Source organism: Emticicia oligotrophica DSM 17448, from assembly GCF_000263195.1.
GTDB lineage: Bacteria > Bacteroidota > Bacteroidia > Cytophagales > Spirosomataceae > Emticicia > Emticicia oligotrophica.
The window spans coordinates 4,071,013-4,096,852 of the sequence record NC_018748.1; the positions used below are offsets into that span (position 1 = coordinate 4,071,013).

Here is a 25,840-nt window from a genome sequence, read left to right on the forward strand (position 1 = left end):
TTGTTTTATTGTATGTAGTTGAGTTGTGTGGAATTAATATTCCCTGAAAATCAGAAAAATTAAATATCTATATTTAAAACGTCTGTTCCTCTATTTTAGTACTTCAATAGTGTTCAATTCTGGGCCACCGCCTCTATTAGCCGAGCCTGCAATAGAATATACTTTTCCATTAATCACTGCGGCTCCAGTTCCATGTCTGCCTTGATTAAGATGCGGAAAAGGAACCCATTGCATTTTTTTAGTATCGAACGCTTCCACTTCATTATGTGAAGGTACTTGAGCGGCACTTTCGCCACCAATAACCAAAAGTTTATCTCCTAATGAAACTGATGAATTTCCTGCTCTTTGAGTTGGCAGATTCAGTTCGCTTGGTAAAGTTGACCATTTATTGGTTTTGAAATCATAAACATCAATCGCTGGTTCTGTAAGATTTAATACTTGATTGATGCGTGCAGTTGAGCGTCGCCCTCCTGCCACGTAGAGTTTATCATTAATGATTGCCACACTCACGTGGTCACGAACATGAGGGGCGTCAGCCATTTTTTTCCACTGATTTGTTTTTGGGTCATATTCATCAAACCATGCCACATGACCATCCCAATGACCATCCGTAATACCATTAACTAAATAAATTTTATTCTTATATACAACACATCCTGCCGAGCCTCTTAGACGTTCTTTAGGAATTTCTGGGCCAACTCGCCACTCTTTTTTGCTTGGATTGTATATATAAATATTCGGAATTGGAGATTCGTGAGGGTACTGGCCCGTTAATGCCATTATTGCATAAACTTCATTTTGAAAAGTAACTGCTTGTAAATGATGTATTTCTATTGGAGTTGGAGGGGTAGTTTCCCATGTTTGTGTTTTAGTATTATAAATTTCGGTTGGTTTGATACCTCTTCCGCCAAATAAAACTATTTTATCACCAACAGCGGTAAGCGTATTTTCATGGCGATTGGTGCAATTATTTACAGGTGAAACTTTTTCCCAAGTTTGGGCTGATAAAATAAATGCATTGCAAGAAAAGAGGGAAATTAAGAGAGAAGGTTTTAATAATTTTGAAATCATTGTTAAATTACTTAGAGTATTAGAATTATCTAGCAATTTAAAAAAATTATTTGAGCTAATTTATAGTTCTATATAATTGAATTATAATGTTTTCCTTTTTTTATAAAACATCTTGAAATTCAGGTACTTTTTCGAAAACACCTTTCGCAAATGGGCAAATCGGTACAATTTTTATTTTTTTCTCACGGGCAAAGTTCACAGCCTTTGCAACCAGTTGTTTACCAGCCCCTTTTCCTTTTAGTATCTCTTTAACCTCAGTGTGATCTATTAAAATTCTATCATGGTTACCACGCCAAACATAGGTCATTTCTGCCGCAAGTTCTCCTTCTACTTCAATATAAAATACACCATTTTCTCCGTTATCTTTTTGTAGGATTTCCATAAAAAATTATTTAAACCGTAAATAAATATTCAATTGAAATATTATCAATTTTTTCTAATTTACCAACAACTTGATTAGTCAATGTCTTACGAAACTCGAGTTCCATTGTACATTGATTATCGTAGGTTTGATTCCTTATTTTTAGACTAAATTCCTTCACAACCTTCATCACATCATTCATCTGAATGAACTCAAAACTCACAATATAAACATCATTTACTGTTTTTTCAATAATTTCTGCCAAAGCAAGTGCTTCGGCAGTGGCTGTTTTGTAAGCATTAATGAGACCTGGTACGCCCAAAAGGGTTCCACCAAAGTATCTAACTACAACCACTAAAATATTAGTAACATTGTGAGATAGTAAGGTGTTTAAAATGGGTTTTCCCGCAGTTCCAGATGGTTCTCCATCATCATTTACTCTAAAATTCGTGCGTTCGAGACCTAGCCTAAATGCATAACAATGATGAACAGCTTTGAAGTGTTCTTTTCGCAAATTTTCAATAATTGGCTTCACCTCATTTTCGTGTTCAATCGGATAAGCAAAAGCTAAAAATTTACTTCCTCTATCTTTAAATAATCCCTCTACGGGAGATTTTATGGTTTTATAAGTATCTTCAAAAAGCATGTAATAAAGGCTGCAATTCGATAGAATGCATCAGTAATTGATTGATATAATTTTTTATAATTGAATCGACTTATATCTTTTCCAATGATAACCACGGTCAGTTTGTTCTTCTGCTTGCCATCCTTTAAAAATAACTAATTTATTTTTTTCCTGAATAACATAATAGTAATCACCAGCACCAGCCCACCAAGAACCACAAGCGGCTAAGGCATTTTTAGGGATTTTGTTTTCTGCATATAAACTTGGGTCGGTTATATCGGCATTTCCTGCAACTTTATCAATTTTGGCGATTTTTTTTCCAAAAGATATGAAAATATCTGAGTGAGGAGTGCCATTTTCATCTTCAGGATATGTTTTAAATGTAAATTTGGCAGAAGTTGTACTAGGCTTCGTTTGTGCAAAAGTCAAATGCACGAGTGATAACATTAGAAATGAGCATAAAAATAAGTTTTTCATAATAATAGGTATTGGGTTTTATAGGTTTTGAAATTTATCTGATTCGTGAATGAGTTTGCCTGTAAATCCTTTTTGTGCAAATGCAAGCATAGCCTGAGCCACTTTTTCTCCTTCAATAACTTTATATTTATCGGGTATGATAAAAGCGAAAAAGTCCATAACTACTTTGCCAATTTTTTCACCAAATCTGGCTTTTTCACGTTCTCCTGCCAACATAGATGGGCGGAAAATTTGAAAAGTTGGAAAGCCTAGTTGTTCAATTGCTTGCTCAATATCACCTTTTACTCGATTATAATAAAATAATGAATTACTATTTGAACTCATTGCGGTTACAATTAAAAATTGTTGAGCACCATTTGTAAGACCTGCTTTAGCTGTTTCTAAAGGATAAGTAAAATCAACTTTATAAAAATTAGCTTTTGAACCTGCTTGTTTCATGGTTGTACCTAAACAGCAGAAAATATCATCAGCTTTTATTTTTGAATTATCGAAGTTATCAAAATCAAATATAATTTCTTCTAATTTTGGATGATTTATTTGAAGTGTTTTTCGAATAATAACTTTTACAGTACTATATAAACCACTATTTAATAATTTGATTGTTAGGTGTTTACCTATGAGCCCAGTTGCACCAACTACTAATGCTGTTTTCATTTATCTTCTTTTGTTAAACTCAATTGTATTATAACCTACAAGTTTTTCTGCCCGAGCTGTTACGGGTTTGTGGTATATGAAAATCTCATAGATATTTTGTGTTTCTCCAAAATTTCCTTCAAAATAACTCTCATCAATTGAGTTATCAGCTTTTTGAATGACAAAATCATAATTATAAACACCTTGTTTTAATAATATAGAAGTTGCATAGCCGCCAAAATTGTTATCGTAGTTCATGAGGTTATTTTTGTCTAATCGCCAATCATTAAAACTTCCATTTACATACACCTTATCGTTGTTATTTTCTAATTCATGGGTTTTTAGTCCAAATGTTACGTAGATATAGTCGGCATCAACCGACGCCTCATTACCTTCTCGATTATCAATAACATAACTTCCATCAAAATCATTCGACTCAATGTAAGCAGTTTCGCTACGATTATTTTGGGGGTAAATCCACATTTCATCTTCCTTACCCCGCTTTATTTGCGTTATAAATTGACCTTTATAGTTGGTGCTTCTGGAATCAAAAAATCTGAATTCATTTCCTGCAGGAAATACATTTTCGTCATTAAAAAAACGGTATTCTAGTTTTGAAGCACTTTCATTTACACTGAATGCTTTTAGATTTCGAACCGTTCGATTCCATCTAAAGTTTTGACGAACAATAATTTTTAATTCATCACGAGGTGACATTAGTCGATAATTTCCATAATTTACTTCAAAGTCTATTTGTTGATGAGTTTTGTATTTTGATGGGGCTTGGGCTTGTCGGATAGTGCCAAAAGCTCCAACTTGACTTTCATAAACTATAAATCTCTTGCTAAAAATTATATCATCTTTTCTTCGGCCTTTCCACGCTACCAATAAATAATTGCCCGATAGAAGTACTTTAGGAATTTCAATTTTATAGTGATAATAAGGAATTTTCGTGCCTCTTGAAACTTGGTAATTATTCAAAACGAGGTCGTTATATTCGGGCATGTATTCAATTTCTGAAAGCACAGATTGTTTCCAATCATAAGTGCAATGCAGAATTCGAACGTGATATTGTTCGAAATTAGCATTCAAATCATCGAATTCAAGCCAAAGGTTTTTCGAATCGTTTAATGCAATAACCGGTGGATTAAGCGTTCTTGAGGCATCTCCAGCATCGCCCACAAGCGGGTATAATAATACAGTTTTAATGTTTTGTTCGTAGATGTAATCTTCAAATCGAAGGGTTTTATCTTGAGCAAATGTAGATTGAGAAAGCAGAAATAGACAATAATAAAGAATTTTTCGCATGGAATCATTTTTTTTCAAAACTAACGAAATTTTTGTTGAAAATATTGATGGCTTAAATAAACAAATTGGGGCATAACTATTAAGTCATGCCCCAATTTATTAATGAAATAGACATTCGGTTAATGAGAAAACCTAAGCATCAGTTTTTCTTCTTCTTTGGTGTTGTTACTGAGGCAGGTGCCGCAGGAATTTTCGCTTTAATTTCGTTAATTCCTTTTTCAATACCATCTTTAAAGAATTGGTAAGAACCATCACCAGCACCTAAAGATTGAGCTTTCAATGCAAAACCTAGGGCATCAGATGATTTGCCCAGTTTATCTAAAATTTGAGCCTTAATCCAATTATTACGGAAATTCTCACGCAATGCTAAAGATTTATCAATCAAACTTAGTGCTTTTGTTAAATCCATGCCTTTTTGGAGCATATAATCGGCAGCTTGCTGGAAAGTATTAGAGGCATCCGTATTTTTCTGGTTGACTGCATTTTCAATTGAAGCAGCATTATCTACGCCAATATTCAATGAAACTTTGGTCTTTTCCCAACTGAAATTCAACGTTGCTCCATCATCTTTTAAATCTGAGAAATCAAAAGTAAGTGTTTCAACTGGAGAAATATCTTGTGGACGAGCCGTAACTCTCAAAACATCATCAGCAGCATTGTAGTTTTGCTCAGTAACATCAAGTTTTTTGCTAAAAATGATTGTCCAATTTGTTTGGGTTGGAATAGACATAATCGCATATTTTCCTGCTTTCAAGGGTTGGCCTTGAACTGTGATGTCTCCAGTAAGTTCAATTTTAGTTGCGGCATTGGCACCTGTACGATAAACTTTATCAAATGGAATAAGTTTCCCAAATATTTCACGTCCTTTTAGGGATGGACGAGAATATTCAATAGTAATTTTGTTGACTCCAACTACTTGTGAAATTGAAGCACCTGGACTTGGAGCTGGTGTAATTTGAGCAAAAGTTAGACTGCTTGATAGTAAGCAGCTTAAAGCTAATAGTGCAATTTTTTTCATTGTGTATATGATTTTGTTGTTTTGATGAACTAAATTCGTGCAAATCTACGTATAAAACTCCAAGTATGCACCGAAAAAAAATAATCGAATTACTCGAAAATTACCAACCAACTGATTCCAATGAATTAGCGATGAGAAACGAAACACTTGATTTTGTAAAGAAAAATGAAGATTGTTTTAAAAGAGAATTGCTTGTAGGGCACGTAACAGGCTCAGCATGGATTGTAGATGCCGAACGCAAAAATGTTTTGATGATGCACCATCGTAAACTCAACCAGTGGTTTCAGCCAGGTGGGCACTGCGATGGTGAATCTGATGTACTTAGTATAGCTTTGAAAGAGGCGAATGAAGAAACAGGCTTACAAAACTTTAAGATTGTAAGTGAAGAAATTTTTGATGTTGATGTGCACCTCATTCCAGAACGAAAAGGAATTCCAGCACATTATCATTATGATATTAGATTTTTATTGGAAGCTGATAAAAGAGAAACTTTGGTAGTCACGGAAGAGTCGAATGATTTGGCTTGGGTTTCTTTAGAAAAGATTGCTGAATATAATAATTCGGAATCGATTTTAAGAATGGCAAGGAAAATTTCATGAAAAAATCCCTATGAGCATAGCAAACTCATAGGGATTTTTTATTTATCTAACTATTTTAGTAGAATATTGTAAATTTTCGGCTGTTACTTTCAATATTACATTTGCTAAAGGTAATTCATTCAGCATTGGCAATGTAATTTTACTTTCTTTTGTAGTAATGCTCCAAAGAGTTTTTCCCGAAAAATCAGTAATTGAGTATTCAAAATTAGTTCCTGCATCATTCTTTAAAACCCAAACCTTAGTCGAACTTCCATCATTAATTGGATTTGGAAATACCATTACTTCTTGACCTGATTTTTTTAATTCATTAATAAGCGATTCTAATTCTGCTAATTCGTAGGCTTTATCAAAGTTGGGAATCCCATAGCCAATTCTATTATCAGGATTGATATATTGAGTAGCCGAACGAATGAGATAATCTCTGATTTGCATATTACTAAGCGATGGAAATGCCTGCCATAAACTTGCAGCAAATCCTGCAATTAAAGGAGAAGAAAAAGATGTACCATTGCTAGTTCCAATACTTCCATTTGTTCCACCAATGATTGTGCCAGCACCTTGAGCCGATAATTCTGGTTTTATTCTACCATCGAAAGATGGTCCATAAGAACTAAAAGAAGCCACATTTAAAGTACTTCCCACTGCACCAACCGCAATGATTGAGTCAGCGTCTGCCGGAGTACCAATATATTTCCAGGCACTTGAACCTTCGTTGCCTGCTGAGGCAACCACCAAAATTCCTGCTTGGGCTGCCCAGTCTGCCGCACGGGTGGCCAATGCACGGTCACCATTCATGTCAGAATACTTATAATTTTGTGCAGGATTATCGAAAGTTGAATAGCCCAGAGATGTATTTATTACATCAACACCAACACTATCCGCCATTTCTGCACCAAATAACCAGTTGGCTTCTTCTCTTTTGGTTTCTGAACTAACATCTTCAGTAGTTAATAAAAGATAGCTCGCTTTGTAGGCTGTTCCAACTATTCTACCAATTTCATAGGCCGCCATGCAAGAAAGCACGTTGGTGCCATGACTGTGGTCGTTGTAAACATTTGTTTCATTATTTACAAAATCCCAAGTGCCAATAACTCTTTTATCACTGAATAGGTCGTTGAAAAATGAGAGTTTATTAGCATTTAAAAAACCAGAATCCAGAACCCCAATCAGCATGCCTTCGCCTTTATAACCTTTGCTGTGCATTTTATCAGCCCCAAGCATTGCTAATTGATTTTGTGATAGACCATTATCTGTTATTTCTTCATTTTCAAACTTATTTCTTGTCTGAGTACCTTGGTTTTCATTACTCTGACGGGCATTTCTAATATCACCTTTTCCTTCTAATCCTTTCACAAAAGAAAGATTTAGAATCTTTGCTAGCGTGTTTTCATCTGTTTGTATTAAAGCCCCATTTATCCACCGAGACTTGTACAAAACTTTGGCACCAGTTTTAGCTATTTCTGACAAATAATTGGGGTTAGGAGGGAGGTCTCGTTCAGTAATTGCTATTTTTTGTTTTTCGCGTCTTTTGATTGAGCGTTCAGACAAAAATTCTTTTGGGCGAGTAATAGAATATGGAGAATTGGATTTATCCTTAAACAATACAAGATATTGATTTTGGGCAGATATAGATAGTTGAATTGTCGTGAGAAGCAATAGGCTTAGTAAAATCCTTTTCATAAGTTAAATTTGTTTCATTAGCATAACGAAGGAAACTGACAAATCTTTTGTGCAGGGAAGTAAGGAAGTTATATTTTTGATGGAGATACAAACAAACTTGTATCTCCATTGAAAAAATTATTGGTTATTTGAAAGCATTTGTTCAAAAATAGAGTCTTTATTGAAAGCTTTCATTATCCAACCGCCACCAACAACATCATCTCCTTCGTAGAAAACTGCTGCCTGACCTGGTGCAATACCACTAACTGGCTCACTAAATAATACTCGCATTTTATCACCTTCTAGAGTAATTGTTGCGGGCGAACCTTCGTGTTTATATCTTACTTTGGTGGTTGTTTCTAAGGTTTGTCCATTTAAGTCAGGGTACTTTTGCATTACCAGTTTTCCTACCATCATACCGTCTTTGTCTAATGACTTTTCGGGGCCAAGTACAACTTCATTGGTATCTTTTCTAATTTCTGTTACAAACATTGGTTGGCCAAAGGCAACACCGAGACCTTTTCTTTGTCCGATTGTATAAAAAGGATATCCTTCATGTTTGCCAACAACTTTGCCGTTTTCCAGTACATAATTACCCCCTTTTACTCTCTCTTCCAAACCTTCAACTCTTCGTTTCAAAAATCCTCGATAATCATTGTCGGGTACAAAACAAATTTCATACGATTCTTTTTTGTTGACTAAATCATAGAATTGTTTTTCAGTAGCCATTTCCCTAATTTCCGATTTTCTCAAATGACCTAATGGAAGTTTGGTACGAGAAAGGCTTTCTTGTGAAACTCCCCAAAGTACATAACTTTGGTCTTTCAGGGTATCAATTCCTTTCGAAATAATGTATCTTGAATTTTCTTGACGAATATTTGCGTAGTGGCCAGTTGCAATAAATTCACAATCTAATTTATCAGCACGGCGAAGAAGTGCATCCCATTTGATATGAGTATTACACAAAACACAAGGATTTGGTGTACGACCTTCTAGGTATTCTCCTGTGAAATGGTCAATGACATAATCGCCAAATTCATCTCTAATATCTAATATATAATGTGGAAACCCTAAATTTACGGCAATGTTTCTTGCATCATTGATTGAATCAAGACTACAACAGCCAGTTTCTTTTTTACTACCACCCGATGAAGCATAATCCCATGTTTTCATGGTCATGCCAATAACTTCGTAACCTTCTTCATGGAGCATAACTGCTGCCAATGAACTGTCAATGCCACCACTCATGGCGACTAAAATTCTTCCGTGTTTGCTCATGTTGCCGACTGCGAGGATTCAAGGTCCTCCGTTAAAATTAATAATAAACTACAAAATTACTTAACAGAATTTGATTATGAATAGTTCTGAGGTAATTTTGAGCCAAATAATTAGAATTGAACCTAATTCAATTACTGAGCGAAGTAGAAGTGATTGACTCAGGTTACGTAAATTGTAAAGATAATGTCATTAAAAACTCTTGTAAAAGTTAGTAATATAACCAATTTATCCGATGCCCGATATTGTGCAGGAATGGGTGTGGAAATGATTGGCTTTGTGATGGATACTGCCTCGGTTGATTATGTTGCTCCAGAAAAGATGAAAGAAATCAAATCTTGGGTGGCTGGTATTCAAACGGTTGGAGAAACTAAATGTGGCGATTTGCAAGAAATCAAAAATATGATTGCTAATTATGAAATTGATGTTTTACAAATTTCAGAAGTAGCACTTTTACCACAAATTGTTGATTTTGGCAAGCCAATTATATTAAAGTTAGAATTTGACTCAGCTTATTTTGAAGAAAATCTCGAAAGATATGCATCATTCGTTGAGTTCTTCTTAGTTGATGGAACTGAACTTTCAGATTTTGCTCGTTATACAATTAAAGAATATGCATTTAATTATCCAATTGTCTTAGATTTTGGAATTACTTCTGAAAATGTCATGGAGTTAGTTTCTGAAATGAATATTAAGGGAATTGCTTTGAAAGGTACCAATGAGATTCGTCCGGGTTACAAAGATTATGATGAATTGAGTGAAATATTAGAGCTTTTGGAAGAAGATTGATGTTTTCTGTTTGGTGAAGATAGGGGTTGCTTATCTTCACCGAATATTTTATAAGTGTATTTTTTGACTGAAATTTCCTTTTATACATTTCCACTCCACACAATATTTGACCACTCTTCCGATTGTTTCTCAAAATCTTCATTAAAAAAATCCCTTTGACATTATTTTTTTCCATTCATGTAGTTTGTATTACATAGTACCGTCTTTCGCCTATATCTTTGTTTCATCAATCACAACAACAAGTGGTTTGATAGAAAAAAAGAAAACAAAAATTAAAAATATTACTACAATGGAAAAGCGACTTTATAGAATTAAATCAAACAAAATGATTGGTGGTGTAGCAGCTGGTTTAGCTGAGTATTTCAATCTCGATGTAACACTTGTACGTGTATTATTAGTATTAGCATTTTTTGCTCCAATACCTGCCATCATACCTTACATTGTTCTTTGGATAATCATGCCAACGAAAGAATCGTTAATCTCAAATGTTAATTACACATCTGTTAGTTAACTATAATATGAGCAAGGTTGCGGTTTTGACCGCAACCTATATCTAACAACAAAAATATACTATTCTAAAAAAATCCTCAATTGAGGTAAAAAATATGGAAAAGCGACTTTATAGAATCAAAAATAAGGGTGCATTATTAGGAGGGGTTTCGCAGGGTTTATCTGAATATTTTAATATAGATGTTACACTAATTCGTGTAGTTTTTGTATTATTGTTTTTCACTCCAGTACCAGCTTTTTTTGCTTATTTTATACTTTGGGTAGTGTTACCAGTAAAATATGATTATGGTTATGCTGGCGTTTCGGAAGTTTACAACTCAACTAATGATATAAATTCTCAATCGGGCGAAACGTCCTCAAATTTTAATTTTATGAGCAGAAACAATCAGAACAACAATTTAGTAGGTGGAGCTATCCTTATTATTTTGGGTATCATCTTCTCGTTCAAAACATTTTTCCACATTAATTTATTCCATTATATCGGACAAATGTGGCCTTTAATCTTAGTAGGAATTGGCGTTTGGCTTATCATTAAAGATAAGAAAGACGATAACTTTACTAACTTTACCAACAACGATTCTACAAATTTGTAATAAAGAAAAACCTGTGAGGTAAATCGAAACTTTACAGGTTTTTTCTTTCTAAACCATAAAATTTAATCAAGATGGACAAAAAAGGTAATATATTTTGGGGTGCGGTGCTAATCGTACTTGGATTCTTATTTCTTGGGACAAATCTAGATTGGTTCCACCTCAATTGGTCTTTTAGAAAAATAGCACAGTTTTGGCCAATTATGTTGATATTGGCAGGTGTTGCGGCATTTTTTAATCCTCGTAGAAGTGTTTACAATGCAACATCGGCTCTTCTCATTGCTTTTGCTATTCCTCTCGGAATTTTTACGTGTGTTGATGATGGTGTAAAAGAGATTAAGGATGAAATAAGCGATGGAATTAATATCGACATCGATGATGAGGATAATGATAATTATTCGGCTAATTCTGATACTACCGTTGGCGACAGAAACAAACAGTATTTTGCTGTTGAGCTTACACCCGAGGTAAAAGAAGCTACTTTGAAATTAGGTGGTGGTGCGGCTGAATTTGACTTGGAAGAATCAAAAGGTCGTTTGTTTGAAGCTACTACCTTGCTAAGTTTCAAGAATGGTTATACTTTAGAGGAAGAAACAGAAGGAAGTTCGAAAATCATTAATTTCGAAATGAAGGATAAAAAGGGTAAAGACTTCAAGTTTAATTTTGATGATGACAACAAAATAGATAACGATGTTATATTGAAACTCAGTACTTCACCGATTTGGAATATTGATATGGGTATCGGTGCTGGCGAAGTTGATTTTGATTTTAGTAATTACAAAGTCAGAAAACTTGATATTGAAGCAGGAGCTGCTTCTATTGATATTAAGTTAGGAGATAAACACGAAAACGTTGATGTTGACATTGAATCGGGTGTGGCAAGTGTGAAAATCAGAGTTCCAGAAAGTGTTGGTTGCCAGATAAAAATGGATGGTGCGTTTAATGCCAAAGATTTTGATAATTTCGAGAAAGTTCGTTCAGGTTTATGGCAAACGAAAGGTTACGATAAAGCAACCAAAAAAATTAATTTAAATGTTGATAGTGGAATGTCATCATTGAAAGTTGACCGTTATTAAAAATAGTGTCAATAAATGGAAGTTTTTAGTAAGCTGCATATTATTGATGTGAAACTAAGTATTTTTCTAAGTCTTCAGTAGGTCATTGTCTATTAGTCAAAAAAGCACATTAGATACAGACAACTGAAGACTTAATTGTTTTCACTAATTCCTACCAATTTTTTAATCCTACCAAATCTTAGGTTATATTTGCAGAAAACCATTATTCTGCATGAAAAAATACTTCTTTTTAGTAGTTTTTAGTTTATATACTTCGTTTTCATTTGCCCAAAACTTATCAGTTGATGCTACGATAAGTTTACTCACTGTTTCGCCGGGCGAAGAACTTTATTCTACTTTTGGGCATAGTGCTATTCGAATACATGACCCTCGTCAAGGGCTTGATTTTACTTTTAATTATGGTGCTTTTGATTTTAGAACAAAAGGTTTCTATATCAAATTTCTGAGGGGAACATTACCTTACCAAATCAGTGGCAATTACTTTGAAAATGATATGGCTGGATGGACCCAAGAAAATCGCTCAGTGACAGAGCAAGTGCTTAATTTATCGCAAGCACAAAAACAGGCTGTTTATGATTTTCTTCAAAATAATTATTTGCCTCAGAATAGAGAATACGCCTACAAGTTTTTTTATGATAATTGTTCTACACGTTTGAGAGATGTTTTACGTAGGGTTTGTGCTGATAGTTTACAGTTAAGCAAAACGCTCCATGCAGATAGTTCTTATCGTCAATGGATTGATGTTTATGCCCGTAAAAATGAAAAACTTTGGGCTGATTTTGGGATGGATTTGGCTATCGGTGAACCTTCGGATGAAATTACAGGAGCCAACGGAGCAATGTTTTTACCTGATAATTTGATGGATGCTTTTGATGCAGCTAAAATAAACAAAAATGGTGTTTGGCAGCCCTTAGTGCTTTCAAAGGCGGTGATTAATAGACATATGTTGGTAGTTACTGATAAAGAGAAAGAACTCGTTACGCCCAATATTTTATTTTGGACAATTTTTATTTTTGTTTTGGGCTTTACAGCTTATCAATTTAAGTCTTTGAGTACTAATTTTACATTTGACAAAATTCTTTTCTCGGTGGCAGGATTTTTTGGGTGGTTTATTGTTTTGCTTTGGTTCTTTACTGACCATGGTGTAACGGAAAATAACCTAAATATTATTTGGACTTATCCATTGCTTTTGCCTATTGCATTATTTTTGAAGAAAGATACCAAGCGTGCGTGGCTTTCAAAGCATTTTTTAGCCTATGGTATTATTTTGATTTTATTTTTAGTTGCTTGGAATTCCTTCCCTCAAGAAATTAATTATGCTTTAGTTCCAGTGGTTTTGACCTTGGCGGTCCGTGCATTTTTTGTTTGGTGGAGAATTAGAAAGAAATTGTCTTCATTCTGATATGAAATGGGTATAAAAGGAAGACTTCGCTTTAAGCGAAGTCTTCCTTTAAAAAGTCTTTCTTAAAATACGATTATTTTCTTGAGCCGCCGTACCATTTCTTTTTAGATTTTGAAGAACCTTCCGTTGAAGCATTTGGGTTTGGCTTTGAAGTATTTGATTGTTTCGGCCTATTGCTATTTTGTCGTGATTCTTTATTTCGATTATTGTTCTGAGGTGGTGCTACAACTCCATAATTAGGTTTTACTGCATAAGGATGCTCTTCAATAACTGGTATTTTCTTGCCAATTAATCTTTGAATATCTTTCAGATAAGTAAGTTCTTCATTTTCACAAAAAGAAAATGCAATGCCATTGCTACCAGCACGCCCCGTTCTACCGATTCTATGTACGTAGGTTTCAGGAATGTTAGGTATTTCGTAATTGATTACGTAAGCCAAATCATCCACATCGATTCCTCGGGCTGCTATATCGGTAGCAACTAAAACCCTTGTTTCTTTTGATTTGAAATTATTTAAAGCTCTTTGACGAGCATTTTGAGCTTTATTTCCATGAATGGCTTCTGCTTTGATGTTCTTTCCTGAAAGCATTTTTACAACTTTATCAGCACCGTGTTTAGTTCTTGTAAAAACCAATACTGTTTCAATATTAGAATCCTTTAAGATTTCTAAAAGCAGTGCATTTTTATCTTTTTTATCTACATGATACAAAAATTGTTTAATTGTATCTGCGGTTGAAGAAACTGGAGTTACACTTACAGAAGATGGATTGTTTAGAATAGTAGCCGAGAGCTTAACAATTTCGTCGGGCATCGTTGCCGAGAAAAAAAGTGATTGACGTTTAGTAGGTAAAAGTTTTATTAAGCGTTTTACATCATGAACAAAACCCATATCTAACATTCGGTCAGCTTCATCTAAAACAAAAATTTCGATTGAAGATAAATTGATAATTCCTTGACCTATTAAATCGAGAAGTCGGCCAGGTGTTGCTACTAATATATCAACGCCTTGTTGCAATTCTTCTGTTTGTTTGCCTTGTTTAACCCCTCCAAATATTACAGAGTATTTTAAATCGGTATTAGCACCATAAGCTGCTAAACTTTCACCAATTTGAATTGCTAATTCACGTGTTGGTGTAACGATTAAGGCTTTAATCTTTCTTTTGCCTTTTCGATTGGTGTCAACTTTTTGATATAATTGTTGTATGATTGGTATTGAAAAAGCAGCTGTTTTACCAGTACCCGTTTGGGCTACCCCAATGAGGTCTTTCCCTGCTAATACTATCGGAATGGCTTGTTGTTGGATGGGAGTTGGAGTTGTGTAACCTTCTGCAGCAAGTGCGAGCCTAATGGGCTCAATTAAATTCAATGATTCAAATAACATATATTAGTGCAAGTGCACAATTAAAAAATTTTAGAACATATAGCATAAAATAACTTATTCTTAAGTTGAACTTGTTTAGGATTAACTTTTATATTTAATTTTTCGTAAAAAACGAACTGAGAATGCCAATAAATTTAAAGCCACCCAGTTAATTGCTTTCGTTTCAAACCTGACAAGTAATGCTTTGAAACTATCCATCCAAGCATTAGCGTGCTCAATGAGTACTCGTCGTTTGTATAACTCTTCATCAAAATGCTGATATTCAGTAGATTGATTTTCTATTTTGTTATTTCGAGAATTAACATCAATATTGGCTTCAATTTCTTTATTTTTACAAATTTGACGAAATTCTTTGCTATCGAATCCAGCATCAGCATTTAGAAAAAGGCCTCTGAGATTAATTCCTGCTTTTATGAGCATTTGACACAGTTCTTCAAAGAGTTCCTGAATATTATAAAGGTCGTTGTGTTTTCCTTCTTGTGGGCTGGCACATGCCAACATTTGTCCCTGATTATCAGCTAAAAAGAGCAAATTAGTTGTTTTTGATGCTTTTCGACCTTGATACCCAACAGCTTCACCTCCACGTTTGGCAAGTGTATGACTACCATCAAGTTGGATACAAGATAAGTCTAAATATGAATAGTTTGATGCTAAAATATTTATCCAAACTTTTGTCCAAGAGCCGTCCTTGACCCATTCATTAAAGTGATAATAGACTCCTTGCCATGTTAAAACCTTATTATTAAAAAATTGCTTTACTGGCAGTTGACGCCATTGACAACCTGTTTTCAAACGATATAAAATTGCTGAAACAATAGCTGTCAACTGTTCTATTTCACACTCTTTTCCACGTAAACCAATACTTAAATTTGGTAATATATATTGTTCAATCGTATTTTTACTCAAGATTTCCACTGTAGGTCTTTTTGATGATTCGCACCACAAAATTCAACCTATTTTGGGAATCTTTTTATAATACTAAACAACCTCGTTCTATGATATTAATAAAAATATCCAATTATGGATACACAAATGTAAGCATTTTTTTATCGTTTACCTAAATGTAGGTTTCATTATGGGAGAATTATTGCTTTTATCGGAAAGCAACAAAGGAAATATACTTCACATACGTAGGCTTAATTTTTAGTTCTTAATTCTCAATTCTGAATTAAAGGCAGTATCTTTGTAAAAAAATACCAAAAAAACATGCGTAAAGTAAAGGTAGGTCTTGTACAGATGTCGTGTTCTGCAGATGTCGAGGCCAACAAACAAAAAGCAATTAAAGGAATAAAAGAAGCTGCTGCTAAGGGAGCTAACATAGTTTGTTTACAAGAATTGTTTACCTCATTATACTTCTGTGATGTAGAAGACCACGCTAATTTTAATCTTGCAGAGGTTATTCCAGGTCCAACAACTGAGTCATTATCAGCAGTTGCTAAAGAGCATAATGTGGTAATTATTGCGTCCCTGTTTGAAAAAAGAGCTGCTGGACTATATCATAATACAACTGCGGTGCTTGATGCTGATGGTAAATATTTAGGAAAATATCGTAAAATGCATATTCCAGATGACCCAGGTTATTATGAGAAATTTTACTTTACTCCAGGAGATGCTTCAAAAGATGATTTAGGTTATAAAATTTTTGAAACAAAATATGGCAAATTGGGTGTACTCATTTGCTGGGATCAATGGTATCCTGAAGCTGCTCGTATTACAGCTTTGATGGGGGCAGAAATTTTATTTTACCCAACTGCTATTGGCTGGGATACCAATGAAAAAGATGAAGCTACCAATTTAGAGCAATATAATGCTTGGCAAACAATTCAACGTAGTCATGCAATAGCTAATGGTGTACATGTGGTTTCTGTGAATAGAGTAGGGAGGGAAGCCGACCAACAATTTTGGGGTGGAAGTTTCGTTGCAAACCCATTTGGTAGTTTATTATATTTGGCTTCTCATGAACAAGAAGAAGTTCACGTACAGGAAATTGATTTAGACCTCTCAGAAAAATATCGTACAACATGGCCTTATCTGCGTGATAGACGAGTAGATAGTTATGGACCAATTCTGAAAAGATTTATTGATTAGTACTCGCTTCAATTTTTCGACAAACCATCGTTTTATATTTTTTTATAATTATAATTAATCGCATAAAGTGCTTACAGTTAGTAATTTATCGTTTTATTTTGGCGGAAGAGCCATTTTTGAAGGAGCCAATTTACAAATAAAACCTAAAGATAAAATTGGTTTGATAGGTTTGAATGGGATGGGAAAATCGACGCTTTTGCGTTTGATTGTGGGTGAATATCAGCCCGATGCTGGAAGTATTTCTAAGGCAGGAGATTGTACGATTGGTTTTTTAAATCAAGACTTACTTTCGTATCAGACCGAAGATTCTATTTTGGCTGTAGCTTTACAAGCTTTCGAGCGTGAAAACTTCCTTCAAAAAGAAATTGATAAAGTATTGCACGAAATGGAAGTAAATTATAAAGATGAGTTGGTTGAAAAACTTGGTCATTTACAAGATGAATTTACACATTTAGGCGGCTATGGAATTCAATCAAAAGCAGAGGAAATTTTAGAGGGTTTGGGTTTTAAAACCGAAGAATTGCACAAGCCATTGAAACAATTTTCGGGTGGGTGGCGTATGCGTGTAATGCTTGCAAAATTGCTTTTACAAAAGCCTTCGTTATTACTACTTGATGAACCCACCAACCACTTGGATTTGCCTTCAATTCAGTGGGTTGAGAAATACATTCAGAATTATGAAAACTCAGTTGTAGTAGTTTCACACGACCGTGAGTTTTTAGATAACGTTTGTGGAACTACCGTTGAAGTCTCGCAAGCCAAACTTTGGTCATATCCCGGAAATTATTCGTTTTACGTAGAAGAAAAAGCATTAAGAAACGAAATTCAGAGAGGAGCTTACGAAAACCAACAGGCACAAATTCGTCAGACCGAACGCTTTATCGAGCGATTCAAAGCTAAAGCTACTAAGGCTCGCCAAGTGCAGTCGAGAGTAAAGGCCCTGAATCGTATGGAGTTAATTGATGATGTGATTGATGCGTCGGCGAAAGTTCACTTTAAATTTAAGTTTGGCGTAAATCCTGGTAGAAATGTATTTTCCCTAGAAAATGTGAGTAAATCCTACGGTGATAAGGTAATTCTCAAAAATACTACTACTGCCATTGAAAGAGGGGATAAGATTGCCTTAATTGGTGCCAATGGTAAAGGTAAATCAACGTTGTTAAGAATTATTGCAGGAACCGAAAGTGTAGAAGGTGAACGCAAGTTAGGGCATAATGTCAATTTTTCATTTTATGCACAGCATCAGCTTGAATCATTGCACGTAGATGAAACACTTCTTGATGAATTAAAATACGCAGACGGTGGCAAAACTGAAACAGAATTACGCTCTGTTTTGGGTTGCTTTTTATTCAATGGTGAAGATGTTTTTAAGAAAATTAAAGTGCTTTCTGGAGGTGAAAAATCGAGGGTTGCTTTGGCAAAAGTGTTAATTTCTGAAGCAAATTTTCTTTTGCTTGATGAGCCTACCAACCACTTGGATATGCAATCGGTAAACATTCTCATTCAAGCCTTAGAACAATACGAAGGTACTTATGTAGTTGTCTCGCACGACCGCCATTTTGTGAGCCAAGTAGCCAATAAGATTTGGTATATTGAAGATTATGAAATCAAAGAATATCCGGGTACTTATGATGAGTTTGAGGAATGGTATGAAGAAAATCGAAAATCGCTGGCTTCAACTCCTCCTGCACCATCAATCGAAACTGTTACAAAAAAAGTAGAGGCTTCGGCACCTATAAAAACTTCCTTAAGCTCGAATGCGATTAAAAAGTTAGAACGAGAAATTGCAGAAGTTGAAGCTAAAATTACAGATTTAGAGAATAAAAAGGTAGCTTTTGAAGCAAAACTAGCTGACCCTGAAATATATAAAGACCCCCAAGTTTTACAAAAAACTAATAATGATTACGAAGCACTAAAAGTTGAGCTTCAAAAAGCTAATGATTTGTGGGAAATAAAAATGATGGAATTAGAGGCATAAAAAAAGGAGCGAATCAAATTCGCTCCTTTTCAGTTTTATTTCTTCTCAGGAAGTAAAACAAATTTTGCTATGTTATCTGTACAAAACTGATTTGCCGCTTTTTGAATACTTCCAACACTGATTTTATCAATTAATTGGCTTTGAAAACGATTAATAAAATTCAAATCTTCACCATCTGAATATTGGTCGAGTAGGTAAGAATTCCAAAATCCATTTTCTTTTACTTGAAGTTCTACTTCTCTTTTTTCTTCCGCAATTACTTTTTCTACATCAACTTTCTCTGGGCCATTTGCTTTAATTTTTGCTATTTCATCCAATGTTATTTTTACTAATTTATCGACATTGGCAGGTGAACAACCAAATGAAATCGTTAGATTGTAGGTCGATTTTGGCAGTTTTTCGTAAGAAGCACGAATACTAGGCGTATAAACTCCTCCTGCTTCCTCACGAAGTTTTTCGGTAAGCTTAATATCTAAAACTTCTGATAATGCATCAAGATTTATCAACTCTTCCTCAGAATAACCAAAATCACCGTTAAATTGTAAGCTAACACGTGCTTTATCTTCCAAACCTTTATAGACATTCTTCTCAATTTTACCTTTTACTTTACTAATTCCTAAATCCTTGAAAGTTTCTTGTCGTTTTGTAGAAGGTAAGCCACCAATGTATTTTTCGATAAGTGGTTTAATTTTTTCAATTTCAAAAGTACCAACAAAAACAAAGGTAAAATCGCTAAAATCAGCAAAACGCTCTTTGAAAATTTCAAAAGCACGGTCAACATTTGCTTTATCAATGTCTTCTGGTTTAGTTGGTTGACGACGGAAATGATTTTGGTAAAGTACAGTTGTTACCGTATCACTAAAAACTTTTTCAGGAGTAAGTGTTTTAGCTGCATTCGCCAATAATTCTTTCTCATTTTTTAAGAAGTTTTTGATTACTTCATCATCTCTTCTTGGTTGAGTTACGTAGGCATACATGAGTTGTAAGGCGGTTTCTAAGTCTTTTGGACTTGTACTTCCTCCAATTCCCTCAGAAATTTCACCAATGTAAGTATAAACTTGTGCAACTTTACCTGCTAAGGCTTTATCTAATTGAACATCTGATAATTTACTTACACCGCCCTGTGAAACTAAAGTTGAGGCTAATTCAGCTGAAATATAATCTGCATCGCTGTAAAGTGAAGTACCTCCCTTGCTTGTGGCTGAAAACAATATTTGGTCATTTTTGAAATTAGTTGGTTTCAAGGCAACTTTTACGCCATTTCCTAAGACAAGTTCTGTCACACCAATTTCTGGTATTTGTTTTTCGGAAATCACTTTAGTACCAACTGGAATTTTTTCTAAGATTGGAGTTAAAGCAATATCATCTTCGTATGGTTTCAAATCAGGATTCACATAACTAACTAATTCCTTGATTTTTGCTTCGTTTGGTAATTTATCTTTGTCTTTTTCAGAACCAACCACCATTGCCACACGATTATCTTCTTTCATTACTTTATTTGAAATAGCATTTACTTCATCTATTGTAATGCCATCGAGTTGGGCTTTGGTAAATTCATATCTAAAGTCGGCATTGGTGTAGGCTGTTCCTTGTAAATAGTTTTGCACTAATCCTCCAACAAAAGCTGCCGATTTTGTTTTATCTTTTTCTTTAAATCCTTTTTCTACGCCAGTAAAGTAGTCTTTTTTAGCTCTTTCTAGTTCTCCTTTAGTAAACCCAAATTTTTTAATTCGATTTTGTTCATCAATAACTGATTTGATGGCGGCTTCGAGGCCATCTGCATTTTTAGGTAAAACGATGGTCTGAAAAGCATCTAATCCACCTAAAAATGACCCATAATTCATAATTGCAACGACAAACGGTGCATTGGGCTTCTTCGAAAGTTCTTGTAAACGATTACTTATTAATTGGTTGTAAAGAGCCTCGGCTATGTCAGTGCGATAATCTGACTGTGTTTTTGTTTTTTCTTTCGGCAAACGAGTAAACATTTGGAAAGTATTTTGAGGAATCTCTTTATCTAATATTACCGCTGTCTGAGTGCCAGTTGTAGCAGGAATTTCATATTGAATTCTTTTTGGAGCGTTTTTAGGCATTTTTATTGCCGAAAATTTCTCCTTAATCAAATTTTCTACCTTTTCTGCATCAAAATCTCCAACTGCAATAACCGCCATCAAATCTGGGCGATACCAATCTTTGTAAAATTTGATGATTTCTTCTGGTTTGAAGTTTTGAATAATATCTGTTTTGCCAATTGGTATTCTATTGGCATATCTTGAATTATTAAATAAAATTGGAAGTACTTTTTGCTGGATACGGGCTTGTGCATTTTTTCCTCTTGCTCTTTCTTCTTCTAAAATAATGCCTCTCTCTTTGTTAATTTCAGCGGTATCAAGCGTAGCGTAGTTCGACCAGTCTGCTAAGATTTGAAAAGCCCTTTCAAATAATTTTACTGAATCGGTTGGAACTTGAAGTTGATAAATCGTTTCATCAAAGCTTGTACTTGCATTCAAATCAGCACCGAATTTCATGCCTGATTTTTGAAGAAAATTAACGAGGTCATTTTTAGGAAATTCTTTGGTTCCATTAAAATTCATGTGTTCCATGAAGTGAGCCAAACCTTGTTGGGCATCGGTTTCTAGTATCGAACCAGCATTAACAACTAAACGTAGTTCCATTCGGTTCTTTGGCTCGGCGTTTTTTAAAATATAGTACTTGAATCCATTTTTTAAGGTGCCTACTTTTACGGCTGGGTTATTAGGAATCGGGACATTGAGTTTTTGTGCAAATGCGTGTGTCGAAACAGCAATTATTAAAACTAGGTGGATGAGTTTTTTCATGAATAAAAGGTTTGTTTTGCGTTTGTTAAAACTTTTAGTGAAATGAAAATGTTTGGTAAATAATAATAACGTGCTATTTACAAAAAATTATTAATTTATGACAGAAAGAACTATCCCTAGTAGGCTATTATCATATTTTATTCGAGGATTATTGTTTGTTGCCCCAATTGGATTTACTATATATATCCTTTTAGGAGCCTTTGACTTTGTAGATAATATTATTCGAATTAGGATTCCAACTGGAGATCCCAATCGAGACTTAATAATTCCGGGCTTGGGTTCAATGATAATTGTGCTTGGAACCATGGTGATTGGTTTTACATTCTCGGTTTTATTGCCTCAAACAATACAAAACATTATAGAAAATGCAATTGGTCATCTTCCCTTAGTTAGAATTTTTTATTTTGCTTTCAAAGATTTAATCTCTGCCTTTGTTGGTGATAAACGGAAATTTACACAGGCAGCCATCGTACAAATAAATAAAGAGACAAGTGTTCATAAAATTGGTTTCATTACACAAAATGATTTGAGTAATTTAGGCGTTAATAATCTAATAGCTGTTTATTTTCCGCATAGTTATGCATTTTCGGGAGAACTTGTGTTAGTGCCCAAAGAAAACGTACAGATGCTTGATATGCCAAGTGCTGAAGTGATGAAGTTAATTGTTTCAGGTGGGGTTTCAATCAAAGAATAATGAGCGGTAATTATTAAAGTGGTATTTTTCTCTCCCTAAACTATAGCCAAATGAGGTCGCTCTTTCTGAAATATTTACCTGTATTATTGCTATGCTGCGTGAATTTTGTGTCAAAATCTCAAGATTTTCACCAGCGACAAGCACCAACAGTTGAAGAACTCATTCTAAAAAAAGACCCTAATCTTGGCTATGCATTATTTAACAAGGAAAATTACATTGTTGTAGAAAACCTTCGAACAAGTAGTAGAAAAAAGGTTTTTATTGGAGAAGTCTTTCGATTTCGCACAAAGGATGGAATTTTATTTGAGAATGAAATTCATGAAGTTAAAGATTCTACTTTTGTTGTACAGGTATTTAACGAAACACGAAATCGTTTTGAATACGCAGAAATAAAGCTTGATGAAATAAGAAAAATCTATAAAAGACCTAAACGTGAGCTAAGTGTTGGATGGGCGACATTATCTCCTTTTGGATATTTAGTTTTTGAATGGGCTGCGTGGGGCGTATCTCCTTTAAAAAATGAAAAATGGCCAATTGCTTTGGCACTAGCAGTAGCTCAACCAGTATTTACAGTAGTTTCTAACCAGTTTCGTGGAAGAAAAGTTACAGAAAATTATAGAGTTCGAATTTTGAAATCATTTTAGTTTCAAAGAATATGACAATTCTACTGTAAATCTATATATTTATTATAAATTTCATTTTTAGTCCAGCATTTTTCGAATTATCCTTATCTTTGCGGGTGAATACAGAACCATAGCAGATTAATGGATAAGATAATTCTTCACAAAAGCACCAACCCGTTCGACGCAAAAATAGCATTAGCTTCCTCAAAGTCAGAAAGTAATAGAGCCTTAATTATCAATGCATTAGCCAATTTCGAAGGCGATTTGCAGAATTTATCAACAGCACGTGATACGCAAACGATGATTCGTTTGTTGAAGGCTATTGACCAGACTGCTGATGTGATTGATGCGGGTACTACAATGCGTTTTCTTACAGCATATTTTACGGCTACAAATCAAAATAAAGTCATGACTGGCACGCCACGTATGTGTGAGCGTCCGATTGGGATTTTAGTTGATGCATTAAAAACTTTAGGGGCGGAAATCGAATATTTAAAAAACGAAGGTTATCCTCCATTACATATCAAAGGATTTTCTGAGCAAAAAGCTGAAGAAGTATCAATTCGTGCTGATGTGAGTAGTCAATATATCTCAGCTTTATTGATGATTGCTCCAACTTTACCCAAAGGTCTTACACTTAAGCTAACAGGCGAATTGGGGTCGATTCCTTATATAAAAATGACCCTCGAACAAATGAAAGCTTTCGGGGTAAATTATGAGGCCAACTGGGAAGAAAAAACTATCAAAGTGGCCACCAATAAGTATCAAGCCACTTCATATAAAGTAGAGTCTGATTGGTCGGGAGCAAGTTATTGGTATAGCATTGTTGCATTATCTGAATATGAAGATACGAAAGTAGAACTCTTGGGTTTGAAAGAAAATTCATTACAAGGCGATAGTGCGATTGTTGAAATCATGGCTCAATTAGGTGTAAAAAGTAGCTTTACAGCAGATGGCGTACTTTTAACTAAAATTCCAGCTCATGAAAAACTAGTTTGGGATTTTACCAATTGCCCAGATTTAGCTCAAACTGTGGCGGTTACTTGTGCTGCTAAAGGTATTCCCGCCATATTTACAGGTATAGAAAGCTTGAAAATTAAAGAAACAGACCGTGTATTGGCTCTTCAAAATGAGTTGAAAAAATTTGGTGGAGATTTAGTGGAGGTTGAAACAAATACTTCCTATGAAGTAACAAGCACTCAACCTTTAGCCATTGCAAATGCACCGTTGACTATCGCAACGTATGATGACCACCGCATGGCCATGGCATTTGCTCCTTTAGCGATGTTAGTTGATGTGGTAATAGAGGAGCCAAATGTAGTTGTGAAGTCATACCCAAGTTTCTGGGATGATATTAAAAAAATTATAAGTGTTGAATCTTGAAAATTGATTAAAAAAAACTCATAATTCAGAACACTTTATCTATTTTTGCGAAATCTTTTTCAAAAACACAATGCAATCAATCAGTACAAAGCATCTACTCGGAATTAAAGACCTTACGGCCAACGATATACATTTGATTTTAGAAACTGCTAAAGAGTTTAAAGATGTTATCAACCGACCGATTAAAAAAGTTCCTTCTCTGCGTGATGTAACCATTGCCAATGTGTTTTTTGAAAACTCTACGCGTACGCGTCTTTCTTTTGAATTAGCCGAAAAAAGACTCTCGGCCGATGTTGTAAACTTCTCGGCATCTGGTAGTTCAGTTAAGAAAGGAGAGACACTTCTTGATACTGTGAATAACATCTTGGCTATGAAAGTAGATATGGTGGTGATGCGTCATAGTAGTCCTGGAGCTCCACATTACCTTTCAAAACATATCAAAGCAAATATAGTAAATGCGGGCGATGGAACCCATGAGCACCCAACTCAAGCTTTACTTGATGCCTTTTCAATGCAAGAAAAAATTGGTGATTTAGCAGGTAAGAAAGTAGCAATCATTGGTGATATTTTACACTCACGTGTAGCGTTATCAAATATTTTTTGTTTACAAAAATTAGGTGCAGAAGTGATGGTGTGCGGGCCAAATACTTTATTGCCAAAATATATTCGAGAAATTGGTGTAAAAGTTGAACATAACGTTCAAAATGCCCTTCGATGGTGCGATGTAGCCAATGTATTGAGAATTCAATTAGAGCGTCAGCAAATTAAATATTTTCCTTCTCTGAGAGAGTATTCACTCTATTTTGGAATTAATAAAAAAATGCTTGAAGAACTCGATAAAGAAATTGTTTTAATGCACCCTGGGCCAATTAATCGTGGGGTTGAACTTACAAGCGATGCGGCTGATTCATCTCATTCGATAATTCTTGACCAAGTAGAAAATGGGGTAGCTGTTAGAATGGCGGTATTATATTTATTAGCACAGCAGAATTAATATAGAAAGGGCGAATGTTGGTTCGCCCTTTCTATTTCTAGCAATCTTACCTTCTGCCTTTTCGTCTACCTCTTCTTTCTTGCCAATCTTCTCTTCTTTTTTCTTGATTTTCTTTTAGTGTTTTCATTTGTTCGGGTGTCAGTACCGATTCAAATTTCTTAATGAGAGCCTCATGTTCTGCTTTCATTTTCTCTCGTCTGGCATTCATTTCTGCTTGATGAGCCTTACGTAATTCTTCGTTTTTCTTCTCTTGTTCAAGATTAATTTCTAATACTTTTTTATATTGCTCCTCGTTCAAATTTAAAGATTTTTGCATTCTTTTTGAACGAATTTCAGCACGTTCATCAGCAGTGAGATACATCCCTCCACCTTGTAGATGGGGTCTTGGTTGTTGGGCATAAGTACTTAAGCTCAATACAACAGCCAAAAGGCTTAAAAAAAACTTTGTTTTCATTGCAAAATAATGTTT

General features: G+C 34.7%; 25 protein-coding genes. 12 read left to right on the top strand and 13 right to left on the bottom strand.

Annotated elements, in window-relative coordinates:
• Positions 1-90: 90 nt before the first annotated feature.
• From EMTOL_RS16875 to EMTOL_RS16905, 7 genes are all read right to left on the bottom strand, one after another.
• Complete coding sequence (locus EMTOL_RS16875; RefSeq protein ID WP_015030526.1) at positions 91-1,071, bottom strand: Kelch repeat-containing protein; 981 nt, start codon at positions 1,069-1,071, stop codon at positions 91-93.
• Positions 1,072-1,171: 100 nt separating this feature from the next.
• Entirely contained in the window at positions 1,172-1,453 is a 282-nt protein-coding gene (locus EMTOL_RS16880; protein WP_015030527.1) for a GNAT family N-acetyltransferase, read from the bottom strand.
• 10 nt (positions 1,454-1,463) lie between these two features.
• The gene (locus EMTOL_RS16885; RefSeq protein WP_015030528.1) at positions 1,464-2,078 is read right to left on the bottom strand and encodes an IMPACT family protein; all 615 of its coding nucleotides are present in this window, start codon (positions 2,076-2,078) and stop codon (positions 1,464-1,466) included.
• Between the two features lie 54 nt (positions 2,079-2,132).
• On the bottom strand, positions 2,133-2,534 hold the full coding sequence (locus EMTOL_RS16890; RefSeq protein WP_305953260.1) for a hypothetical protein: 402 nt from the start codon (positions 2,532-2,534) through the stop codon (positions 2,133-2,135).
• Positions 2,535-2,552: 18 nt separating this feature from the next.
• Positions 2,553-3,188 (bottom strand): NAD-dependent epimerase/dehydratase family protein, encoded by a 636-nt coding sequence (locus EMTOL_RS16895; RefSeq protein ID WP_015030530.1) that lies wholly within the window; start codon positions 3,186-3,188, stop codon positions 2,553-2,555.
• Positions 3,189-4,475 carry a type IX secretion system plug protein gene (locus EMTOL_RS16900; RefSeq protein ID WP_015030531.1) on the bottom strand — a complete coding sequence of 429 codons (1,287 nt, stop codon included), beginning with the start codon at positions 4,473-4,475 and terminating at the stop codon, positions 3,189-3,191.
• Between the two features lie 139 nt (positions 4,476-4,614).
• Complete coding sequence (locus tag EMTOL_RS16905; RefSeq protein WP_015030532.1) at positions 4,615-5,493, bottom strand: DUF2911 domain-containing protein; 879 nt, start codon at positions 5,491-5,493, stop codon at positions 4,615-4,617.
• Between the two features lie 65 nt (positions 5,494-5,558).
• Here EMTOL_RS16905 and EMTOL_RS16910 point away from each other — a divergent pair, with 65 nt between their 5' ends.
• Entirely contained in the window at positions 5,559-6,092 is a 534-nt protein-coding gene (locus EMTOL_RS16910; protein ID WP_015030533.1) for an NUDIX hydrolase, read from the top strand.
• Positions 6,093-6,134: 42 nt separating this feature from the next.
• Here the strand turns inward: EMTOL_RS16910 and EMTOL_RS16915 are convergent, their stop codons facing one another.
• Positions 6,135-7,772 carry a S8 family serine peptidase gene (locus tag EMTOL_RS16915; protein WP_015030534.1) on the bottom strand — a complete coding sequence of 546 codons (1,638 nt, stop codon included), beginning with the start codon at positions 7,770-7,772 and terminating at the stop codon, positions 6,135-6,137.
• Positions 7,773-7,889: 117 nt separating this feature from the next.
• Positions 7,890-9,029: a tRNA 2-thiouridine(34) synthase MnmA gene (gene mnmA / locus EMTOL_RS16920; RefSeq protein ID WP_015030535.1), complete on the bottom strand. Its 1,140-nt coding sequence runs from the start codon at positions 9,027-9,029 to the stop codon at positions 7,890-7,892.
• 183 nt (positions 9,030-9,212) lie between these two features.
• Between mnmA and trpF the strand changes: the two genes are divergently transcribed.
• The 5 genes from trpF to EMTOL_RS16945 all read left to right on the top strand — a co-directional run bounded on the left by trpF (position 9,213) and on the right by EMTOL_RS16945 (position 13,393).
• Positions 9,213-9,815 carry a phosphoribosylanthranilate isomerase gene (gene trpF, locus EMTOL_RS16925; RefSeq protein WP_015030536.1) on the top strand — a complete coding sequence of 201 codons (603 nt, stop codon included), beginning with the start codon at positions 9,213-9,215 and terminating at the stop codon, positions 9,813-9,815.
• Positions 9,816-10,104: 289 nt separating this feature from the next.
• A complete protein-coding gene (locus tag EMTOL_RS16930) occupies positions 10,105-10,326 on the top strand; it encodes a PspC domain-containing protein (RefSeq protein WP_015030537.1) in 222 nt (73 codons plus the stop codon).
• A 94-nt stretch (positions 10,327-10,420) separates the two neighbouring features.
• The gene (locus tag EMTOL_RS16935) at positions 10,421-10,918 is read left to right on the top strand and encodes a PspC domain-containing protein (RefSeq protein WP_015030538.1); all 498 of its coding nucleotides are present in this window, start codon (positions 10,421-10,423) and stop codon (positions 10,916-10,918) included.
• 71 nt (positions 10,919-10,989) lie between these two features.
• Positions 10,990-11,991, top strand: coding sequence for a toast rack family protein (locus EMTOL_RS16940; protein ID WP_015030539.1), 1,002 nt, complete (start codon positions 10,990-10,992; stop codon positions 11,989-11,991).
• Positions 11,992-12,202: 211 nt separating this feature from the next.
• Positions 12,203-13,393 (top strand): Lnb N-terminal periplasmic domain-containing protein, encoded by a 1,191-nt coding sequence (locus EMTOL_RS16945; protein ID WP_015030540.1) that lies wholly within the window; start codon positions 12,203-12,205, stop codon positions 13,391-13,393.
• A 73-nt stretch (positions 13,394-13,466) separates the two neighbouring features.
• On the opposite strand, the gene EMTOL_RS16950 is transcribed toward EMTOL_RS16945, so the two are convergent.
• Together EMTOL_RS16950 and EMTOL_RS16955 are read right to left on the bottom strand one after the other, a co-directional pair.
• The gene (locus EMTOL_RS16950) at positions 13,467-14,774 is read right to left on the bottom strand and encodes a DEAD/DEAH box helicase (RefSeq protein ID WP_015030541.1); all 1,308 of its coding nucleotides are present in this window, start codon (positions 14,772-14,774) and stop codon (positions 13,467-13,469) included.
• Positions 14,775-14,855: 81 nt separating this feature from the next.
• Positions 14,856-15,689, bottom strand: a complete 834-nt coding sequence (locus EMTOL_RS16955) for an IS5 family transposase (protein WP_015027236.1) — start codon at positions 15,687-15,689, stop codon at positions 14,856-14,858.
• Between the two features lie 291 nt (positions 15,690-15,980).
• Here EMTOL_RS16955 and EMTOL_RS16960 point away from each other — a divergent pair, with 291 nt between their 5' ends.
• The gene (locus tag EMTOL_RS16960) at positions 15,981-16,862 is read left to right on the top strand and encodes a carbon-nitrogen hydrolase (protein ID WP_015030542.1); all 882 of its coding nucleotides are present in this window, start codon (positions 15,981-15,983) and stop codon (positions 16,860-16,862) included.
• 67 nt (positions 16,863-16,929) lie between these two features.
• Positions 16,930-18,840 (top strand): ABC-F family ATP-binding cassette domain-containing protein, encoded by a 1,911-nt coding sequence (locus tag EMTOL_RS16965; protein ID WP_015030543.1) that lies wholly within the window; start codon positions 16,930-16,932, stop codon positions 18,838-18,840.
• Between the two features lie 35 nt (positions 18,841-18,875).
• Here EMTOL_RS16965 and EMTOL_RS16970 read toward each other — a convergent pair whose 3' ends face one another.
• Positions 18,876-21,677 carry a M16 family metallopeptidase gene (locus EMTOL_RS16970; protein ID WP_015030544.1) on the bottom strand — a complete coding sequence of 934 codons (2,802 nt, stop codon included), beginning with the start codon at positions 21,675-21,677 and terminating at the stop codon, positions 18,876-18,878.
• A gap of 97 nt (positions 21,678-21,774) precedes the next feature.
• Between EMTOL_RS16970 and EMTOL_RS16975 the strand changes: the two genes are divergently transcribed.
• From EMTOL_RS16975 to EMTOL_RS16990, 4 genes are all read left to right on the top strand, one after another.
• Positions 21,775-22,371: a DUF502 domain-containing protein gene (locus tag EMTOL_RS16975; protein ID WP_015030545.1), complete on the top strand. Its 597-nt coding sequence runs from the start codon at positions 21,775-21,777 to the stop codon at positions 22,369-22,371.
• Positions 22,372-22,421: 50 nt separating this feature from the next.
• The gene (locus EMTOL_RS16980) at positions 22,422-23,015 is read left to right on the top strand and encodes a hypothetical protein (protein WP_015030546.1); all 594 of its coding nucleotides are present in this window, start codon (positions 22,422-22,424) and stop codon (positions 23,013-23,015) included.
• A gap of 120 nt (positions 23,016-23,135) precedes the next feature.
• On the top strand, positions 23,136-24,377 hold the full coding sequence (locus EMTOL_RS16985; RefSeq protein WP_015030547.1) for a 3-phosphoshikimate 1-carboxyvinyltransferase: 1,242 nt from the start codon (positions 23,136-23,138) through the stop codon (positions 24,375-24,377).
• A 70-nt stretch (positions 24,378-24,447) separates the two neighbouring features.
• The gene (locus EMTOL_RS16990) at positions 24,448-25,371 is read left to right on the top strand and encodes an aspartate carbamoyltransferase catalytic subunit (protein WP_015030548.1); all 924 of its coding nucleotides are present in this window, start codon (positions 24,448-24,450) and stop codon (positions 25,369-25,371) included.
• A 46-nt stretch (positions 25,372-25,417) separates the two neighbouring features.
• Here the strand turns inward: EMTOL_RS16990 and EMTOL_RS21935 are convergent, their stop codons facing one another.
• Entirely contained in the window at positions 25,418-25,825 is a 408-nt protein-coding gene (locus EMTOL_RS21935) for a DUF4890 domain-containing protein (protein ID WP_015030549.1), read from the bottom strand.
• Positions 25,826-25,840: the final 15 nt, after the last annotated feature.

What these genes read in the sequence shown, in the direction of transcription:
- mnmA (WP_015030535.1), bottom strand. Translation starts at nt 9,029, where the DNA reads ATGAGCAAACACGGAAGAATTTTAGTCGCCATGAGTGGTGGCATTGAC.
- EMTOL_RS16935 (WP_015030538.1), top strand. Translation starts at nt 10,421, where the DNA reads ATGGAAAAGCGACTTTATAGAATCAAAAATAAGGGTGCATTATTAGGA.
- EMTOL_RS16890 (WP_305953260.1), bottom strand. Translation starts at nt 2,534, where the DNA reads ATGAAAAACTTATTTTTATGCTCATTTCTAATGTTATCACTCGTGCAT.
- trpF (WP_015030536.1), top strand. Translation starts at nt 9,213, where the DNA reads ATGTCATTAAAAACTCTTGTAAAAGTTAGTAATATAACCAATTTATCC.
- EMTOL_RS16985 (WP_015030547.1), top strand. Translation starts at nt 23,136, where the DNA reads ATGGATAAGATAATTCTTCACAAAAGCACCAACCCGTTCGACGCAAAA.
- EMTOL_RS16900 (WP_015030531.1), bottom strand. Translation starts at nt 4,475, where the DNA reads ATGCGAAAAATTCTTTATTATTGTCTATTTCTGCTTTCTCAATCTACA.
- EMTOL_RS16915 (WP_015030534.1), bottom strand. Translation starts at nt 7,772, where the DNA reads ATGAAAAGGATTTTACTAAGCCTATTGCTTCTCACGACAATTCAACTA.
- EMTOL_RS16895 (WP_015030530.1), bottom strand. Translation starts at nt 3,188, where the DNA reads ATGAAAACAGCATTAGTAGTTGGTGCAACTGGGCTCATAGGTAAACAC.
- EMTOL_RS16970 (WP_015030544.1), bottom strand. Translation starts at nt 21,677, where the DNA reads ATGAAAAAACTCATCCACCTAGTTTTAATAATTGCTGTTTCGACACAC.
- EMTOL_RS16910 (WP_015030533.1), top strand. Translation starts at nt 5,559, where the DNA reads ATGCACCGAAAAAAAATAATCGAATTACTCGAAAATTACCAACCAACT.
- EMTOL_RS16950 (WP_015030541.1), bottom strand. Translation starts at nt 14,774, where the DNA reads ATGTTATTTGAATCATTGAATTTAATTGAGCCCATTAGGCTCGCACTT.
- EMTOL_RS16980 (WP_015030546.1), top strand. Translation starts at nt 22,422, where the DNA reads ATGAGGTCGCTCTTTCTGAAATATTTACCTGTATTATTGCTATGCTGC.
- EMTOL_RS16975 (WP_015030545.1), top strand. Translation starts at nt 21,775, where the DNA reads ATGACAGAAAGAACTATCCCTAGTAGGCTATTATCATATTTTATTCGA.
- EMTOL_RS16905 (WP_015030532.1), bottom strand. Translation starts at nt 5,493, where the DNA reads ATGAAAAAAATTGCACTATTAGCTTTAAGCTGCTTACTATCAAGCAGT.
- EMTOL_RS21935 (WP_015030549.1), bottom strand. Translation starts at nt 25,825, where the DNA reads ATGAAAACAAAGTTTTTTTTAAGCCTTTTGGCTGTTGTATTGAGCTTA.
- EMTOL_RS16945 (WP_015030540.1), top strand. Translation starts at nt 12,203, where the DNA reads ATGAAAAAATACTTCTTTTTAGTAGTTTTTAGTTTATATACTTCGTTT.
- EMTOL_RS16880 (WP_015030527.1), bottom strand. Translation starts at nt 1,453, where the DNA reads ATGGAAATCCTACAAAAAGATAACGGAGAAAATGGTGTATTTTATATT.
- EMTOL_RS16990 (WP_015030548.1), top strand. Translation starts at nt 24,448, where the DNA reads ATGCAATCAATCAGTACAAAGCATCTACTCGGAATTAAAGACCTTACG.
- EMTOL_RS16885 (WP_015030528.1), bottom strand. Translation starts at nt 2,078, where the DNA reads ATGCTTTTTGAAGATACTTATAAAACCATAAAATCTCCCGTAGAGGGA.
- EMTOL_RS16930 (WP_015030537.1), top strand. Translation starts at nt 10,105, where the DNA reads ATGGAAAAGCGACTTTATAGAATTAAATCAAACAAAATGATTGGTGGT.
- EMTOL_RS16875 (WP_015030526.1), bottom strand. Translation starts at nt 1,071, where the DNA reads ATGATTTCAAAATTATTAAAACCTTCTCTCTTAATTTCCCTCTTTTCT.
- EMTOL_RS16940 (WP_015030539.1), top strand. Translation starts at nt 10,990, where the DNA reads ATGGACAAAAAAGGTAATATATTTTGGGGTGCGGTGCTAATCGTACTT.
- EMTOL_RS16960 (WP_015030542.1), top strand. Translation starts at nt 15,981, where the DNA reads ATGCGTAAAGTAAAGGTAGGTCTTGTACAGATGTCGTGTTCTGCAGAT.